Genomic DNA, 17,296 nt, shown 5'->3' with positions numbered 1-17,296 from the left:
CCTCAAGCCGTCTTCAGCGCCGGGTCGTCCCGGCCGGTGCCCGAGGGAGTGGCCGGGTCGTCCCGGCCGGGGGCGGTGGATTTCAACTTGAGCTGGCCCGCGATCCTCTTGGGCCAGACCTCGATGTCCTTGGCGATGGTGGCGCCGTAGCGGGCCTTTTCCTCCGGCCGGTTGCGGCGGCGCTCGAAGGCGATGATGCGGGTGGCGAGGGTGAAGGCTTCCTTCAGGTCGTGCGTCACCATCACCACGGTCATCTCGCACTCGTTCCACAGCTTCAGCATCAGCTGGTGGATGTCGGCGCGGATGCCGGGATCGAGCGCGCCAAAGGGCTCGTCCAGCAGCAGGATCTTGGGCTTCCTCATGATCGCCTGCGCCAGCGCGAGGCGCTGCTGCATGCCGCCGGAAAGCGCGGCGGGATACTTGTCCTCTGCGCCCTTGAGGCCGACTTCCTCGATGAGGGCGCGGGCCTCGTCCTGCGCCTGCCGGCGGCGGGCGCCGAACAGCCGGCCGGTGAGGGGGGCTTCGGCGATCTCGGCGGAGAGCAGCACGTTGCCCAGCACGGTCAGATGCGGGAACACCGAATAGCGTTGGAAGACGACGCCCCGGTCGGCGCCCGGCTCGGGGGCGATGGGCCGGCCCTCGATCAGCACCTCGCCGCGTGTCGCGGTCTCCTCGGAGAGGAGAATGCGCAGGAAGGTGGTCTTGCCGCAGCCGGAGGGTCCGACGAGGGCGATGAAGGAGCGCGGCGCGAATTCGAGGCAGATGTCCTCAAGCACGATCTGCTCGCCATATTCCTTCCAGAGATGGCGCACGGAAATGGCGGTCATTTCGCGCCTCCGAACCAGGGGAAGAGGGTGCGGCGGGCGCGGGCGAGGCCGAAATCCATGGCCACTGCGATGAGGGTGATCCACGCCACGTAGGGCAGGATCACATCCATGGCGAGATAGCGCCGCACGAGGAAGATGCGATAGCCGAGGCCAGAATCCGAAGCGATGGCTTCCGCCGCGATGAGGAAGAGGAAGGCCGGGCCCAGCGACAGGCGCAGCCCGTCCATCAGGCGGGGCAATATCTGCGGCAGCACCACGCGGACCATCATCTGCCAGGTGGAGGCGCCGAGCGTCTGCGCCTTGATCATCTGCTCGCGCGGAAGTTCCTCCACCCGCATGGCGAGGTCGCGGATGAGGTAGGGCGCGATGCCGATGGTGATGAGGGCGATCTTGGATTCCTCGCCCAGCCCCATGACGATGAACAGGATGGGCAGCAGCGCCAGCGGCGGCACCATGGACACCATGGCGACGAACGGCGCCAGCAGCGACCGCACGATGGGCAGCATGCCCACCAGCACGCCGACGATGAGGGCGATGACGGTGGCGATGGCCAGCGCCGAGAGCAGCCGCTCCATGCTGGCGAAGGTGTCGGTCCACAAGAGGTAGTCGCCGGTGCGCGCATCGGCGGTGAAGGCCATCTTCACGATGGCATTGCCGAGGGAGGGCAGGCTCGGCAGCAACTTGTCGTCCGGGTTCTCCGCAAGGCGCTGCGCCGAGCCGAGGATGTAGGCGAGGACGACGAGGGCGAACGGGAGGACGGCAAGGAACAGCGCCGTTCCCCGATCCGGCCTGACATTGACGAGGCGCATCAGCGCTGCTCCTGGAGGGTGGAAAGAGGCGGGCGGGGATGGCCGCCCGGCCTTGACGGTGATGAAGGAGAGGCGCCTCGCGCCCCGGCCGACTGGAGCGCCAGCGCAAGGAGAGCCGGGGCCCAGCGCACGGGTTCGCCGAAGGCGGCTCCTGCCAGCCGCGCTGGCAGGGTATCGCCTGCTGCGCAGGGCTTTCTCCTGGATCCCGGATCAGCGCTCAGGCTGCGCCTTCGCTTGTCCGGGATACGAGGGAGCCCCTCACAGCTTTCCGTCGGCGACCAGCGCCATCCAGGTGTCGGTGAAGCGCAGCTTCACGTTCTTGGCGTCGCCGAGCACCTTGCCGCCGGGCAGCTCGATGCCGATGGCGTCGGCGGACTTGGCGCCGGAGCCGAGCAGTTCCTTCTCGAACAGGAACTTGCGCACGCGGTCCATGGTGGTGCCCACATCCGGCGAGCGCACGAAGGCCACCGCATCGGGCGCCTTGGCGAACAGCTTGGTGGCGGCGAGCTGGCTGTCGAAGCCGGCGAGGTCGGTGCCGGAGGCCTTGCCCATGGCCTCGCGCGCCGCCTTGCCTTCCGGAGTGTCGGCGGTGAAGAGGGCGGTCGTCTCGTACCAGATGCCCACCAGCGCCTTGGCGAAGTCCGGGTTGTCCTTCAGCACGGCGGTGTTGGCGACGAGGAGGTCCATGATCTCGCCGGGGATCTTGGACGAATCGAACACCGCGTGGGCGTTCTTGTCGGTGAGGATTTCCGACACCAGCGGGTTCCAGGTGACGACCGCGGTGACCGCCTTGGTCTTGTAGGCGGCGACCATGTCGGCGTCCGAGGTGTTCACCACCTTCACGTCGCGCTCCTTCAGCTTGATGCTCTCAAGCGCGCGGGCGAGCAGATAGTGGGAGACGGAGAACTCGACGAGGTTGACCTTCTGCCCCTTGATGGCGGCGAGGTCCTTCTTGCCCTTCAGGATCACGGCGTCATTGCCGTTGGAGAAGTCGCCGACGATGACGGCGGTGGTGTCCACGCCGCCGGCGGCGGGCACGGAGAGGGCATCCATATTGGTCACGGTGAGGGCGTCGAAGGCGCCGGCCGTGTACTGGTTGATGCTCTCCACATAATCGTTGAACTGCACCACATCGATCTTGATGCCGTACTTGTCGGCCCACTTCTTCACGATGCCGGTGTCGTTGGCATAGCCCCAGGGCATCCAGCCCACATAGATCGACCAGGCGACCTTGAAGTCCTTCTTCGGCGCGGCCTCGGCCGGGCCGGCGCCGAGCGCGAGGCCGGCGACCGCGGCGAGGCCGAGGGCGCCCGCAAGCGCGGATTTCAGACGGTGAAGTTTGGACGAAACCGGAGTGCGCATTCAAATTCCCCTTCGCTTCGACGATTGGGAATTGGCGAGACCAGTGCCGCCAATTCCTTGGCCACTGAGGTCTCCCGGGCTTTTATCCCGCCGTGCACCCGCGCCGGATGTCTCCCGTCGCGGTGGCAGCTCTCGGACCAGCGCATCGCTTTGATGCCGGAACCCTAGCCACCAACTCGACATCGTTAAAAGCAACGGACGTGCCAAGAGGCGGTTCGTGTGTTTTCAACGGCTTGACGGACGCGCTCGCGAAACGCCTGCGCCTCGGCTGGGCAGCAATGGGCCAAATATTGTGCAGAAGCGGCGGATTGGGTGTGCATTGCATACATGGGCGGGCCTCGCCATCCACTGCGCCCCGCGCCATTCTGAGGGGCAGGAGACAGGACGATGATCGACCGGCGCGCATTTCTGAAGGGGGCCCTTGCGGCGGGGCTGCTCGCCCGCCCGGCCTTCGCCGCGGGCTATCCGCGCCTGCCGTTCGAGGAATTGCAGCAGATGGCGGACGCGGAGGTGGCGAACGCCCGCGCGCATGGGGCGCGACTCGCGGTGGTCCTGGGGGTGGTGAACCCGCGCGGCAACGGGCAGCTCTTCCTCGCCCAGGCGCCGGACCTCACCCATCCCGGCGGGCGGCCCCTGACGCTCGATGGCGGCACGCCCTTCGCCATCGGCTCCATCTCCAAGGTGTTCACCGCCTGCCTGCATTATCAGGCGCATGGGCCCTTCAAGGGCAATCTTGGCGACTGGCTCGCGCCGCGCACTCTGTCGCCGGGGCTCGCGCGCATCCCCCTCGCGGATCTCGCGCGCTACCAGTCCGGCATGGCGCAGGACAATCAGGGCGGGGTGCATCCGCCCGGCGTGATGGCGAGCTTCCAGACCCTGTTCCCCTATCTCGCGACGCTCCAGCCGCCGTTCCCGCCGGGCACCTGCTATTCCTATTCCAACCTCAGCTGGTCGCTGCTGGCGCTGGCCGGCTCCGGCGCGGCGAAGGGCAGCATGGGGGAGGCGGCCGAGCGCTATGACCGTGCGCTGAAGGCCTACGCCGCCGGCATGGGCATGTCCGCCACCGGGATCTTCCGGCCGCAGATGAAGCTGCGCCTGCCCATCGGCTATCGCAAAAACTGGCAGCCCTTGCCGCCCCGCGCCGACTATGCGCCCACCCGCCTCACCGGCGTCGGCGCGGGCGGCATCGTCTCCACCGGTACCGACATGCTGGCCTTCCTGAGGAGCAGCATGGGCCATGGCGACGGCGGCATGGAGAATGCGGCGCTCGCCTATCAGCAGGGCAACATCTTCGCCTCTCCCCGCTGCGGCGGCGGGAAGGCGCCGCGCACCGCCTATGGCTGGATCCTGCACGATGTGGCCGACGCCTCCGGCCCGGTCGCCCTCGTCACCAAGGATGGCGCGGTGGCGGGCTTCACGGCCTGGATGGGCTTCCTCGCGTGGCAGGGCACGGGCGCGCCTTCGCCCTACGGCGTGTTCGCGCTGGTGAACGGGCCGGGCGCCGCCGGCCTCGGGCTCAGGGCCATGCGGCGCATCTTGTCCGCGTAAGCCTCGCCAATCGGCTCCACCTCAGGTAATCGCCACAGGGAAACCGGAGGCGGAATGATGCGGGGATTGGTGGGGCTGGCGGCGGCGGTGGTCGTGTTCGCGGCGCTCTACGTGACGGACGCGCTGCTGGCGCCCGTGGTGTTCGCCCTGTTCGTCATCGCCGTGGTGCATCCGCTGCTGGCGCGGCTGGAGGCGAAGCTGCCGAAGATGGTGGCCGTGCTCGGCACGCTCCTCATCACGCTGGCGGTGGTGGGGGCGGTGTCCTCGGTGGTGGTGTGGGGCTTCAGCCATGTGGCGACCTGGGTGTTCCAGAACGCCTCCCGCTTCCAGCGCCTCTATGGCGAGGCGGCGGTGTGGCTGGAGGGCCATGGCTTCGTGCTCGCCGGCCTGTGGGCCGAGCATTTCGACGTGCGCTGGCTGCTGCGCGTCTTCCAGGATCTCTCCGGCCGCCTGCAGGGCATGGCGAGCTTCCTTGTCTTCACCTTCATCTACGTGCTGCTGGGCCTGCTGGAAGTGGAGGCGATGAAGAGCCAGGTCAAGCGGCTCTCCCGCTCCGGCCGGGCGCCCTTCCTCGCCCCCGCGCTCGCCGACATCGCCCGCAAGATGCAGACCTACATGGCGGTGCGCACGCTCATGAGCATCGCCACCGGCGCGGTGGTGTGGGCCTTCACCCTCACCGCCGGGCTGGAGCTGGCCCTCGCCTGGGGCGCAATCGCCTTCGCGCTGAACTACATCCCCTTCATCGGCCCGTTCGTGGCGACGCTGCTGCCCACGCTCTTCGCCCTCGCCCAGTTCGAGAGCTGGGAGATGGCGGTGTTCGTGTTCGTGAGCCTCAACATCATCCAGTTCCTGTCGGGCAGCTATCTGGAGCCGCGCCTCGCCGGCAAGGCGCTGGCGGTGTCGCCGGTGCTGGTGCTGCTGGCGGTGTTCTTCTTCGCCTTTCTGTGGGGCATCGCGGGCGCCTTCATCGGAGTGCCGATCCTGATCGCCGCGCTCACCCTGTGCGCCCACCACCCGGACACGCGCTTCGTGGCGGAGCTGTTCTCCGGCCGGGTGGCGACGGAGGAGGGGGAGAAGGCCGCGTCGTGAACGCATGCCTTCGGGCATGACGCGCAGCCGCTGTTCTCTGTCATCCCCCGGCGCGTCCGGGGGATCCACCCCTCCGCCCGGCGGCTCTTTGGGATTCCGGGCACCGCCACGGCGGTGAAGTGGATGCCCCGGACAAGCCGGGGCATGACGGTGTTCGCGGACGGGGCGGCGCAAGGGCCGATCTGTCCCCTAATTCCCACTTGCCGGCGGCAGGCCCGCGGCGACGCGTTCCTCCACATACGGAAAGAAGGGATTGGAGGACATGCGCACCAGCATGTCCACGCCCACCACCAGCGCCCCATATTCCCCGCGCGCCGCGATGTCGCCGAGGCGGATGCCGAACTTTTCCGCCGGGTCGGGCGCGAGCCCGTAGAGCCCGTCCGTCAGGGGGAAGGGCACCGCCACGTGGGAGAGGGAATAGACATCGTCCGGATAGATGGCGGTGAGCGGCCGCACCGTTTCCTCGGTGGCCCCGGCCGCGGTCTCGCGCACCACGGTCGCCGCCGAGCCGGGCGCCGAATTGCCGATGACGGCGGTGCGGAAGCGGCGGGGGGCCGGCGGCAGCAAAGAGGTAATGGCGGTGTCGGACTGGCGCGTCAGCAGGTCCTCGAACTGGCCCGACCGGTTGATGTCGATGAGCACCAGCTCGCTGCCATTGTCGTCCAGCCGCGCGTGCAACTGCTCGATCACCGCCCGTGCGCTCACCGTGTGGTCCAGCACCGACTGGAAGGTGAGCACCGGCGCGAGGCCGGTGAGGCGGCCGGAGCGGGCGTGGCGCTCGATGTTCGCCTGCAGCGCCTGCGTGAGCAGGAAGGACTGGCGCGCGGCATGGACCGGGAATGAATTGTACTTGAAGGGGTTGAACTCGGGCACGATGTTCAGCCACGCGGCCTTGGCGAAGGCCGGGAAGATGGCCGGCAGGCCGGCGAGGCCGGCGAAGCGGGCAAATTCGGTCACCCCGACCATGGGCGACATCAGCACGATGCGGTCCGGCCGCACGAGGGCGGGGTCGTCCAGCGCGTCGAGCGCGTGCATCAGCGCCAGCGCGCCGCCGTTGGAATAGCCGACGATATGCACCGGCTTGCCCGCCCCCACCCGCGCGCGGGCCTCCCGCATGGCGAGGCGCGTGGCGGCGATCCAATCCTCGTGGTCGATCTCAGTCAGCGATCCCGGCACCGTGCCGTGGCCGGGCAGGCGTAGCACGATGGCGATGAAGCCATGGTCCGCGTAAAGCTGCGCCAGATGGCGGTGGCTGTAGGGCGAATCCGTGAGCCCGTGCAGGAACACCGCCGCCCCCGCCGGCTCCCCCTTGGGCTGGAGCACGTAGGTGCGGTTGAAGTCCTGCGCGAAGCGGGGCGGGTAGATGGGGCTCGCGGCGAAATAGCGGTTGAAGCGGACGCGGTCCTCCGGGTCCACCTTGTCGGTCACGTTGGCCTTCACGCCGGCGAAGGCCTTGTCCTCGGCGGCCATGTAGGCGGCGAGGTTCGCGGTGGCCATGACGCTGCGGCTCATCTCCGGCGGATGGTAGGTGTGCCAGGCATCGAGCGGCGGGCCGCGCTGGGAATCCACCGCCCGCACCACGAAGATCGTGGCGACCACGGCGAAGACGAGCAGCGCGACAATCTTCGCCGTGCGCTTCGCGCCCCGCCACATCAGCCCGAATGCCCCCATCCGCTCCGTCCCCCATTTGCCGCAGGCCCGGCGACCCTACAGGCCGCAGGCGCCGGGGAACAGGCGTCCTTCAGACGCCGAGATAGCGGCCCACCAGCGCCGCGTCGCCCGCGAAGTCCGCGGCCGGGCCGGAATGCACCACGCGCCCCTTTTCCATCACCGCCACCCGGTCGCACACCTGCGCCAGCGCCGGGACGTGCTTGTCGATGACGATGAGCGACAGGCCCTCGCCCTTCAGCACGGAGAGCACCGACCAGATCTCCGCGCGGATGAGCGGGGCGAGGCCTTCGGTGGCTTCATCCAGAATGAGCAGGCGCGGATTGGTCATCAGCGCGCGGCCGATGGCGAGCATCTGCTGCTCGCCGCCGGAAAGGCGGTTGCCGTAGTTGCGCCGCCGCTCGGCGAGGCGCGGGAAGAGGGCGTAGGCGCGCTCCAGCGTCCACGGCGGCAGGCCGGAGCGGCCGGGGGCGGCGGTGGCGACGAGGTTTTCCTCCACCGTGAGCGTGGGGAAGATCTGCCGCCCCTCGGGCACGAGGCCGAGGCCGAGGCGGGCGATCCTGTGCGGCTTCAGCCCGCGCAGGGACACGCCGTCGAAGGTGAGCGTGCCGCCGGTGGGCGGAAGCAGCCCCATGAGGGCGCGGATGGTGGTGGTCTTGCCCATGCCGTTGCGCCCCACCAGCGCCAGCGCGCCGCTCAGCGGCACCGTGAGGTCCACGCCGAACAGAGCCGGCGTGCCGCCATAGCCGGCGGTGAGGCCGGTGATGGTGAGCAGCGGCGCGGTCATGCGCCGTCTCCGAGATAGGCGGCGCGGACGGCGGCGTCGGCGCGCACAGCGTCCGGCGTGCCGCAGGCGATGATGCGCCCGGCGACGAGCACGCTGATGCGGTCAGCGAGGCGGAACACCGCATCCATGTCGTGCTCCACCAGCAGGATGGCGCAGCGGCCCTTGAGGCGGGTGAGCAGCGCCACCATGGCGGCGGATTCGGCTGGCCCCGTGCCGGCCATGGGCTCGTCCAGCAGCATCAGGCGCGGGCGGGCGGCGAGGGCCATGGCCAGCTCCAGCGCCCGCTTCTCGCCATGGCTGAGGGCGGATGCCGCCACCTCGGCGCGGGCGGCGAGGCCCACTTCATCGAGCAGCCCGGCTGCCTCCTCCCGCGCGGCGCGATCGGAGGCGGCGGGACGCAGCAGGCGGAAGGTGCGCCCGCGCGCCGCCATCACGGCGAGGGCCGCGTGCTCCAGCGCGGTGAAGCGGGGGAAGATGGAGGTGATCTGGAACGCCCGAGCAAGTCCGAGCCGGGCGCGGCGATGGACGGGCAGGCGGGTGATGTCCGCGCCGTCGAAGCGGATGGTGCCGGCATCGGGCATCACCTCCCCGGCGATCTGGCCGACGAGGGTGGTCTTGCCGGCGCCGTTGGGGCCGATGAGGGCGTGGATCTCGCCGGGCAGGACCGCGAGGTCCACCCCGGCCGTCACATGGAGCGCGCCATAGGCCTTGGCGAGGCCGGCGATGTGGAGCAGCGGCTCAGCCATCGCGCCGCCCCCCGAGCAGGGTTTTGAGCCCGCCCCGCGCCAGCACCAGCAGCACGAGGAGCGGGCCGAAGATGATGCGCCAGTGTTCGGTGAGGTGGGCGAGCCCATCCTCCAGCAGCACCACGCCCAGCGCGCCAAGCGCCGGGCCGAGGGCGCTCAAAGGCCCGCCCGCCACCACCATGACGATGAATTCCGCCGAGCGGTGCCAGGAGAGATAGGCGGGGCTCACGAACTCGGTGAGATTGGCGTAGAGCGCCCCCGCGAGCCCGGCGAAAGCGCCGGCGATGACATAGGCGACGAGCCGATAGGCATAGGGGTCCACCCCCAGCGCGCGCAGCCGCCGCTCATTGTCCCGCCCTGCCGCCAGCACCCGGCCGAAGGGGGAGCGCGCCAGCACAGTCGAAACGAGCACGGTGAGCGCGAGGAGGCCCAGCACCACGTAATGGAAGGTCTTCGGGTCCTTCAGCCAGCGCGCCCCCGCCACGGTGGAGCGGGCGGCCAAAGTCAGGCCATCGTCGCCGCCATAGGCCGAGAGGCTCTGGGTGACGAAGAAAGCCATCTGCCCGAAGGCCAGCGTAATCATGATGAAATAGACGCCACGCGTGCGCAGCGAGATCGCCCCGGTGACGAGCGCGAACAGCCCCGCCGCCGCCATGGCCATGGGGAAGGCGACGAGGGCGTCGCGCACGCCCTCCTCCATCAATATGCCGACCGCATAGGCGCCGATGCCCATGGTCGCCGCATGGCCGAACGAGACGAGCCCGCCCTGCCCGAGGATGAAGCCGAGGCTGGTGGCGGCGAGCGCGAAGATCATGGCGCGCGCCACCAGCGTCAGCATCGCGGTATCGGCGAAGGCCGGCACGGCGGCGAGGGCCGCGAACAATGCGAGGGCGAGGAGGGCGCGCGTCATGCCGGCGCCGGGAAGAGGCCGCGCGGGCGGAAGAAGAGGATGGCCGCCATCAGCACATAGACGCTCATGGAGGCGAGCGCCGGCCCAGCCGCGCTGGCGGCAGAGGCGGACAGGACGAGCTTGAGGATATCAGTGAGGAAGGAGCGGCCGAGCGTGTCGATGAGCCCAACCAGCAGCGCCGCCACGAACGCCCCGCGCATGGAGCCGATGCCGCCGATGACGATGACCACGAAGGCGAGGATGAGGAGATTGTCCCCCATGCCCGGCTCCACCGAGAGGATCGGCCCCGCCATGGCCCCGGCGAAAGCGGCGAGCATGGCGCCGAAGGCGAAGATGCGGGCGAACAGGGCATTGATGTCCACCCCCAGCGCCGAGACCATGGGCGCGTTGGTGGCCCCGGCCCGCAGCAGCATGCCCGCGCGGGTGCGGGTGACGAGCACATAGAGCAGCCCCGCCACGCCGAGCCCCGCGCCGATGAGGACGAGGCGGTAGACGGGATAGTTCAGCCCATCCATCAGCCGCACCGAGCCCGACAGCGCCTCCGGCATGGGAATGGCGAGGGGCGCCGAGCCCCACACCATGCGCACCGCCTCGCTCACGAACAGGATGATGCCGAATGTGGCCAGCACCTGGTCCAGATGATCCCGCCCATAGAGCTGGCGGATGACGAGGCGCTCCAGCAGCAGCCCCAGCACCAGCGCGACGGCGAGCGCCAGCGGCAGGCCCAGCCAGAAGCTGCCGGTGAGCGCGGTCATCGTCACCATCAGATAGGCGCCCAGCATGTATTGCACGCCGTGGGCGAGATTGATGACGTCCATCACCCCGAACACCAGCGTCAGCCCCGCCGCCACGAGGAACAGCAGGATGCCGAGCTGGAGCCCGTTGAGCATCTGGACGAGGAAGAGGGTGAGGGTCATGAGCGGGGCGAGGCTGGACCGGGACGGCTCAAGGAGGATGCGCCACCGCTTCAGGACCGTCATCCCCCGGCTTGTCCGGGGGATCCACGGCACGGCCGGGCAGGTGACCCTGCTGGCTTGCAGCGGAGAAGCGGTGGCGTGGATGCCCCGGACGAGCCGGGGCATGACAGCTATTAATCAGGAGGCGGTCCCCCGGACAAGCGACACCGCAGGTGCAGCGCTGATCCCGGGTCCAGGAGAGAAGCCGGCGAAGCCTGCGAAAGCCCCCGCAGCGTCAGGTCACGCCGCCTGCGGCGAACCTTTGCGCTGGACCCCGGCTCGCATTCCGCTGGCGCTGCATGCGTCCGGGGAACCGGGCACCCACCAACCTTCGGCCGGGGTGCGAGATGAAGGGAGGCGAGGCCTCACTTCATCTCGCACTTTTCCGCATAGGCGTCGCCATAGTTGGAGAAGACCTTCTCCTGCACCATGGTCTCCACCTTCCCGTCCGGCCGCTTGCCCACCTTCACGAGGTAGAAGTCCTGGATGGGGAACTGGTTGGTGTTGAACTTGAAGTTGCCGCGCACGCTTTGGAAGTCGGCCTTCTTCAGCGCCGCGCGCACGGCGGCCTTGTCGGCGGTCTTGCCGCTGGTGGCCTTCAGGGCGCTGTCGATGAGCTTGGCCGCATCATAGCCCTGCGCGGCATAGAGCGCGGGGATGTAGCCATATTCCTTCTCGAAGGCGGCGACGAAGGCCTTGTTGGCGGGGGTGTCGAGGTCCGGCGCCCAGGCCGCGCCGGAGAAGAAGCCCAGCGCCGCCTCGCCGGTGGCGGGGAGCGTCGTCTCGTCCACGGTGAAGGCGGAGAGGAAGGGCGTGGTGTCGGCGAGGCCCGCCTGCCGGTACTGCTTCACGAGGTTCACGCCCATGCCGCCGGGCATGAAGGTGAAGACGGCGTCGGGCTTGGCGGCGGCGATCTTGGCGAGCTCGGCGGAGAAATCGAGCTGGCCGAGCTGGGTGTAGATCTCGTCCGCCACCTCGCCCTTGTAATAGCGCTTGAAGCCGGCCAGCGAATCCTTGCCCGCCTGATAATTGGGGGCGATCAGCACCACCTTCTTGAATCCCTTGTCCTGCGCATACTTGCCGAGAACCTCGTGGTTCTGGTCGTTCTGGTAGGAGGCGGAGAAGAAGAAGGGGCTGCAGCCGGCGCCGGCGATGGTGGAGGGGCCGGCATTGCCGGAGATGAGGAAGGTCTCGTTCGCCGTCACGGGCTTGGCCACCGCGCCCATCACGTTGGAGAAGACCACGCCGGCCACGAAGTCCACCTTGTCGCGCTCCAGAAGGCCCTTCACCTTCTGCACGGCGATGTCGGGCTTCAGCTCGTCATCGACCACCACCACCTCGGTCTCCTGCCCGCCGAGCTTGCCGCCAAGCTCCTTCACCGCCAGCAGGAAGCCGTCGCGCATGTGCTGGCCGAGCACGGCGGACGGCCCGGAAAGGGTCGAGACCAGCCCCACCTTCACCGGATCGGCGGCGGCCGCGCCGGACAATGCGAGGGTGCCGAGGAGCGCGGTGGAGGCGAGAAGTCCCTTGAAACCCATGGCGGTGAAGTCCCCAGTCGTTCGGTCTGACGTCGTTGGTCTGACGTGGCGGCACCCTTGCAGAGCCGCGCGCGGCAGACAAGCCGGGATGTGGGAGTGGGGGGCTCTCCGGGATCGGACGCCGGGCCTCCCCTCTCCCCTTGCGGGAGAGGGGTTGGGGGTGAGGGGGCTGGCGCCGCAATCCCCGGCCACACAGGCAAAAGGGGAAACACCCCTCACCCCAGCCCTCTCCCGCAAGGGGAGAGGGAGCACGGCTGGTGCTTCAACTGGATTTGGCTCGCATTCCGCTGGCGCTGCACGCGTCCGGGGCGCGAGGGCGGTTCTCGGGCGGGCGACGGCCCCGCACGTCTCCTACGCCTGCCGGAACCTTGCCCTGATCCGCCGTTCCAGCTCGTCGCGCACCTCGCGATAGGCGTCGAGCCGCTGCTCGCGGTTGCCGCCTTCGCCGGTAGGGTCGGGGGTGGGCCAGTATTCCACCTTGAGGGCGTTGGTGCGGGTCAGCTCCAGCGCGCGGTGGTGGGCATCGGGCGAAAGCGAGATGGCGAGGTCGAAGTTCAGCCCCTCATATTCCTCGAGGTCCTCGACGCTCTGCGGCCGGTGCTTCTTCACGTCGAGGCCGATCTCCTCCATCACCGCCGTGACGAAGGGGTCAGGATCACCGGCGATCACGCCGGCCGAGCCCACATAGATGGACTTGCCGAACAAATGCCGGGCGAGCGCGGACGCCATCACCGAGCGCACCACGTTCTGTCCGCACATGAAGAGAACCGATTGCGGCCGCGCTGAGCGCTGGGGCGCCGCAGGGGGCTCCATCGTCGCTCAGCCTTTCCAGTGCAGGGCGCAGATGAGCGTGAACAGGCGGCGGGCGGTGTCGAAATCCACCACCACCTTGCCGTCGAGGCGTTCCTGCAGCAGCGTCGATCCCTCGTTGTGGAGGCCGCGCCGGCCCATGTCGATGGCCTCGATCTGGCTCGGGGAGGCGGTGCGGATGGCGTTGTAATAGCTCTCGCAGATCAGGAAATAGTCCTTCACCACCTTGCGGAAGGGGGTGAGCGAGAGGTGGTGCTGCACCACCTGGTCGCCGCTCTCGCGCTTGATGTCCAGCACGAGGCGGTTGTCGGCGAGCGAGATGAGAAGCTGGTAGGGCCCCTCGCCGGGATCGCCGCAGGGCAGGAAGCTGTTGTCCTCGATGAGGTCCCAGATGGCGGTGGCGCGCTCGTGCTCGATGTCCGGGCTGCCGGCGTGGCCGATGGAGGCGTCGTCGAGGGTCACGGCGCAGAGGCGGGCCGTGGGGCTCCTCTCCGGCTTGTCGCTCATCCTATTCCCCCGTCATCTGTTGCTGCGGATGGAGACCGACCGCCCGTGCGCGTCCAGCCGTTCCACGGCGGCGAGGCGCACGGCGGCCGGCCCGAGCTTTTCCAGCGCGTCGGCATCGAGCTTGAGGATGGACGTGCGCTTCATGAAGTCCAGCACGCCGAGGCCGGAGGAGAAGCGGGCCGAGCGGGCGGTGGGGAGCACGTGGTTGGTGCCGCCCACATAGTCGCCGATGGCCTCCGGGGTCCAGGCGCCGATGAAGATGGCACCCGCGTGCCGCACCTTCGCGGCGAGCGCGTCGGCATCCGCCGCGTGGATCTCCAGATGCTCGGGGGCGATGCGGTCCACCAGCGGGATGGCGTCGGCGAGGCTGTTCACCAGGAAGATGGCGCCGTGGTCGCGCCAGGAGGCGGAGGCGATCTCCGCGCGCGGCAGGGTGGCGAGCATGCCCTCCACCGCCTTTTCCACCCGATCCGCCAGCTCCGGCGAGGAGGTGATGAGGATGGACTGGGCGGCGGTGTCGTGCTCCGCCTGGGCGAGGAGGTCGGCGGCGATGAAGTCCGCGCTCGCATCGCCATCGGCGAGGATCAGCACCTCGGAGGGGCCGGCCACCATGTCGATGCCGACCTTGCCGAACACCTGGCGCTTGGCCGCCGCGACGAAGGCGTTGCCCGGGCCGACGATCTTGTCCACCGGGCGGATGGTTTCCGTGCCATAGGCCAGCGCGGCCACCGCCTGCGCCCCGCCCACGCGATAGACCTCATGCACGCCCGCAAGGCGCGCGGCCGCGAGCACCAGAGGCGCGATCACGCCGTCGGGCGCGGGCACCACCATGACGATGCGCGGCACGCCGGCCACCTGCGCGGGCACCGCATTCATCAGCACGGAGGAGGGATAGGCCGCGGTGCCGCCGGGCACGTAGAGGCCGACTGCATCCACGCTGGTCCAGCGATGGCCGAGGGTGACGCCGGCCGCGTCCACATAGGTCTCGTCCGCCGGCTTCTGGCGGGCGTGGTGCGCCTCGATGCGCGCCTTGGCGAAGTCCAGCGCCGCGCGGGTCTCTTCGGGGATGGAGGCGAGGGCCGCGTCCAGCTCGGCGTCGCTCACCCTGATGCCGAGGGCGTCGAGGTCCACCCGGTCGAAGGTGCGCGAGAGGTCCACCAGCGCCCGGTCGCCGCGGGCGCGGACGTCGGCGATGATGGCGGACACCTTGTCCTGCACGTCCACGGACGCCTCGCGCTTGGAGCCGAGGAAATCGATGAAACGCTCGGGGAAATCAGGCTGGCTGATGGTCAGGCGGATCGGCATGCCGCCTTGCTAGAGCAGGTTCGCGCGCGAGGGAAGCCCCAAGCGGTGCGGCAGGCCCGGCGGCGCAACCGTGCCGCGCCGAAGAGCCCATCCGCGCGGCGTCGGCGTCAGTGCGGGGCGGGGCTCGCGGTGGCGAAGGCATCCTTCGGCCAGAGCGGACGGGAAAACAGATAGCCCTGCCCGAGCTGGCAGCCCTGCCCGCGCAGGAAATCGGCCTCCGCCTCGGTCTCCACGCCCTCGGCGACGGTGATCAGGCCCAGCGTGCGCCCGAGGCTGATGATGGCGGCGATGATCTTGCAGCTCTGCGCCTCTGTGGCGATGCGTCGCGTGAAGGAGCGGTCGATCTTGATCTTGTCGATCGGCAGCTCGTTGAGGTGGCGCAGGCTGGAAAAGCCGGTGCCGAAATCGTCGAGGGAAATGCGTACCCCCGCGGCCTTGAGGGCGGCCAGCGAGCGGCGCGCGGTCTGGAAGTCCAGGAGCAGGCCCGTCTCGGTGATTTCGAGTTCGATCTGCTCCGGAGGTATGTTCAGCTGCTTCAGCAGATCGAGGATGCGCCGCGGCAGGTGCGGGTCCACGAGCTGGACGGGTGAGAGGTTGACCGCCACCGGCAAGGCGGTGCCGCACGCCGCGATATCCTCCCCCACCCGGCGGAGCATTGCGGTGAACAAAGGGTCGATCAGGCCTTCGTCCTCGGCGATGGGAATGAACTCGGCGGGGGAGAGAAGGCCGCGCTTGGGGTGCTGCCAGCGGGCCAGCGCCTCGCACCCCACCGTCTCGCCGCTCTTCAGGTCGACCACCGGCTGGTATTGCGCCACGATCTCGCCGGTCTCCAGCGCGCGGCGGAAATCCATCTCCAGAAGCCGGCGCTCGCGGCCGCGGGCATCGAGGCTTGAATCATAGAGCGCGTAGCAATCCTTGCCCGCAGCCTTGGCCTGCCGCAGGGCCTTCTCCGCCGCCTGCAGCAGCACCGTCACCGACGACCCGTCGCGCGGGTATTTGCTGATGCCGATGCTCGCCGTGATGTCGACACGCGCGCCGTTGCAATCGAACGGCTCGCGCAGGCGCGACAGGATGCGGCTTGCGAGGCGGAACAACTCGTCGGTCTCGTCCGCGCCCATGGGAAAGAGGACGGCAAACTCGCCGCTGCCCAAGCGCGCGACCATGCCGCTGCGGTGGGGCACCGAGACGAGGCGCGTCGCCAGCTGGCGCAGGACATCATCGCCGGCACCATGCCCGTGTGCCTCGTTGACCGAACGCAGCAGGTCCACATCGACCACGAGGAGGGCGAGGCGCGTGCCCCCGGCATGGGCGTCCTTCAGCTCGCGGCTGAAATCCGCTTCGAACTGAATGCGGTTGGCGATGCCGGTGAGGCTGTCGAACGCGGAGGCGTCATCGGCCTGCTTCTGCGTTTCCCGCTGCTGGAGCACCAGCCGGCGCAACTGGTGCTCGCGAATGATCAGGATTGCGATGAGCGCGAGGGTCGCCACGGTCCAGCCAGCGAAAACCGCATCCAGATGCCACTCTTCGTGCGCCTCGCCCATGGTGAACAGGGAATGGACGAGGTGCGCGCGCAGGAGGACAAGATAGGCCGCGATCGATGCGAGAAGGATGCTGCCGTAGATCAAAAACCAACGACGACGGGATGGAGAGTCTGGAGGCAGGGGGGACATGGTTCTGCGAATGCGATCCTCTGCCAGTATCCGGCCTGCCATCGAAGGCCAGGAGCCGAACTCCATCACGCGGCGGGCAGGTCTCAGCAAGCTTAGCCTTGGCGTCGCAATTCGCAAGCCTCATCAGCTGCTTGTTTAACAGCTTACGGCGGAGATCCGTCGCCGGATCACCTGCGTCTTCCAGTGTCGGGAGGCGGGGAATACCGCTGCTCAACCCTGTCCCGTGCTACCGCCGACGCCGGCCGCAGGTGTGGCGACCTCGGGATGCTTGGGCGCATGGGTGCAGCCCCAGGCGGGACCGAGATCCCTGAGGCCGGCCTCGATGCACTCCACTTCGAGCCGCACTTCGGCACCGCCGGAGAAGGTGAGGTAGACGAAGCCCGAGGGCGCATCGCCGGCCATGAAGGTGACGGCGAGGAGATTGAGCACGCCGGTGCGCCGGGCCTCTTCCATGCCGCGGCACTTCACGTCCCGCACCCGCTCGAAATGCAGGCCGGTGCGGCGCCGCACCGTCTCGTTGGCGAGCACCTTCTGGTCCCAGTCGAAGCGGTTCAGCACTAGGGCAAAGCGCTGGAGCCGGGGCAGGAAACCCATGTCCACCGTCTTCACCACCGCATCCTGAAGATGGGCGGAGAAAATGGCGAGGTCTTCCTCGTCGAGGGCGATGAGTTTCAGGTTTTCCATGGCAACGCAGCCTCTTGGGCAGCCTCTTTGGGGCGTGAACCGCAGATAGCGACGCCACCCGTCTGCCGCAAGGGGCGCAC

The 17,296-nt window shown here is 68.9% G+C and carries 16 protein-coding genes and 1 riboswitch; of the genes, 2 read left to right on the top strand and 14 right to left on the bottom strand.

Annotation, left to right across the window (positions count from 1 at the left end):
* Positions 1-2 precede the first annotated feature (2 nt).
* The 3 genes from ACT54R_RS16100 to ACT54R_RS16090 all read right to left on the bottom strand — a co-directional run bounded on the left by ACT54R_RS16100 (position 3) and on the right by ACT54R_RS16090 (position 2,998).
* Entirely contained in the window at positions 3-827 is an 825-nt protein-coding gene (locus ACT54R_RS16100; RefSeq protein ID WP_476327893.1) for an ABC transporter ATP-binding protein, read from the bottom strand.
* The gene (locus tag ACT54R_RS16095; RefSeq protein ID WP_476327891.1) at positions 824-1,636 is read right to left on the bottom strand and encodes an ABC transporter permease; all 813 of its coding nucleotides are present in this window, start codon (positions 1,634-1,636) and stop codon (positions 824-826) included. Before ACT54R_RS16095 ends, ACT54R_RS16100 begins: the two co-directional genes overlap by 4 nt.
* Positions 1,637-1,894: 258 nt before the next feature.
* Positions 1,895-2,998 carry a putative urea ABC transporter substrate-binding protein gene (locus ACT54R_RS16090; RefSeq protein WP_476327889.1) on the bottom strand — a complete coding sequence of 368 codons (1,104 nt, stop codon included), beginning with the start codon at positions 2,996-2,998 and terminating at the stop codon, positions 1,895-1,897.
* 69 nt (positions 2,999-3,067) lie between these two features.
* Positions 3,068-3,177: riboswitch (guanidine-I (ykkC/yxkD leader) on the bottom strand.
* A 208-nt stretch (positions 3,178-3,385) separates the two neighbouring features.
* Between ACT54R_RS16090 and ACT54R_RS16085 the strand changes: the two genes are divergently transcribed.
* Both ACT54R_RS16085 and ACT54R_RS16080 read left to right on the top strand, forming a co-directional pair.
* On the top strand, positions 3,386-4,546 hold the full coding sequence (locus tag ACT54R_RS16085; protein WP_476327887.1) for a serine hydrolase domain-containing protein: 1,161 nt from the start codon (positions 3,386-3,388) through the stop codon (positions 4,544-4,546).
* A gap of 54 nt (positions 4,547-4,600) precedes the next feature.
* On the top strand, positions 4,601-5,635 hold the full coding sequence (locus tag ACT54R_RS16080; protein WP_476327885.1) for an AI-2E family transporter: 1,035 nt from the start codon (positions 4,601-4,603) through the stop codon (positions 5,633-5,635).
* 189 nt (positions 5,636-5,824) lie between these two features.
* On the opposite strand, the gene ACT54R_RS16075 is transcribed toward ACT54R_RS16080, so the two are convergent.
* The 11 genes from ACT54R_RS16075 to ACT54R_RS16025 form a co-directional block, all read right to left on the bottom strand.
* Positions 5,825-7,306, bottom strand: a complete 1,482-nt coding sequence (locus tag ACT54R_RS16075) for an alpha/beta fold hydrolase (RefSeq protein WP_168458897.1) — start codon at positions 7,304-7,306, stop codon at positions 5,825-5,827.
* Between the two features lie 70 nt (positions 7,307-7,376).
* Positions 7,377-8,090, bottom strand: a complete 714-nt coding sequence (locus tag ACT54R_RS16070) for an ABC transporter ATP-binding protein (RefSeq protein WP_476327883.1) — start codon at positions 8,088-8,090, stop codon at positions 7,377-7,379.
* Positions 8,087-8,836 carry an ABC transporter ATP-binding protein gene (locus tag ACT54R_RS16065; RefSeq protein WP_476327881.1) on the bottom strand — a complete coding sequence of 250 codons (750 nt, stop codon included), beginning with the start codon at positions 8,834-8,836 and terminating at the stop codon, positions 8,087-8,089. Before ACT54R_RS16065 ends, ACT54R_RS16070 begins: the two co-directional genes overlap by 4 nt.
* Positions 8,829-9,746: a branched-chain amino acid ABC transporter permease gene (locus ACT54R_RS16060; protein WP_476327879.1), complete on the bottom strand. Its 918-nt coding sequence runs from the start codon at positions 9,744-9,746 to the stop codon at positions 8,829-8,831. The genes ACT54R_RS16065 and ACT54R_RS16060 overlap by 8 nt, the downstream gene beginning before the upstream one ends.
* Positions 9,743-10,663 carry a branched-chain amino acid ABC transporter permease gene (locus tag ACT54R_RS16055; protein ID WP_476329203.1) on the bottom strand — a complete coding sequence of 307 codons (921 nt, stop codon included), beginning with the start codon at positions 10,661-10,663 and terminating at the stop codon, positions 9,743-9,745. The genes ACT54R_RS16060 and ACT54R_RS16055 overlap by 4 nt, the downstream gene beginning before the upstream one ends.
* 404 nt (positions 10,664-11,067) lie before the next feature.
* Entirely contained in the window at positions 11,068-12,240 is a 1,173-nt protein-coding gene (locus tag ACT54R_RS16050; protein ID WP_476327877.1) for an ABC transporter substrate-binding protein, read from the bottom strand.
* Positions 12,241-12,591: 351 nt separating this feature from the next.
* Entirely contained in the window at positions 12,592-13,053 is a 462-nt protein-coding gene (locus ACT54R_RS16045; RefSeq protein ID WP_168458892.1) for an arsenate reductase ArsC, read from the bottom strand.
* A gap of 6 nt (positions 13,054-13,059) precedes the next feature.
* Entirely contained in the window at positions 13,060-13,557 is a 498-nt protein-coding gene (locus tag ACT54R_RS16040) for a UPF0262 family protein (protein ID WP_168458891.1), read from the bottom strand.
* Positions 13,558-13,569: 12 nt separating this feature from the next.
* Positions 13,570-14,862 (bottom strand): histidinol dehydrogenase, encoded by a 1,293-nt coding sequence (gene hisD / locus ACT54R_RS16035; protein ID WP_476327875.1) that lies wholly within the window; start codon positions 14,860-14,862, stop codon positions 13,570-13,572.
* 107 nt (positions 14,863-14,969) lie between these two features.
* On the bottom strand, positions 14,970-16,487 hold the full coding sequence (locus ACT54R_RS16030; protein ID WP_476327873.1) for a putative bifunctional diguanylate cyclase/phosphodiesterase: 1,518 nt from the start codon (positions 16,485-16,487) through the stop codon (positions 14,970-14,972).
* Positions 16,488-16,742: 255 nt separating this feature from the next.
* Positions 16,743-17,216: a DUF2948 family protein gene (locus ACT54R_RS16025; protein WP_168458888.1), complete on the bottom strand. Its 474-nt coding sequence runs from the start codon at positions 17,214-17,216 to the stop codon at positions 16,743-16,745.
* Positions 17,217-17,296 lie beyond the last annotated feature (80 nt).

Source organism: Xanthobacter sp. DMC47 (genome assembly GCF_056313845.1).
Note: the sequence above shows the minus strand (reverse complement) of the source record. Positions and strands in the feature narration are given on the sequence as shown.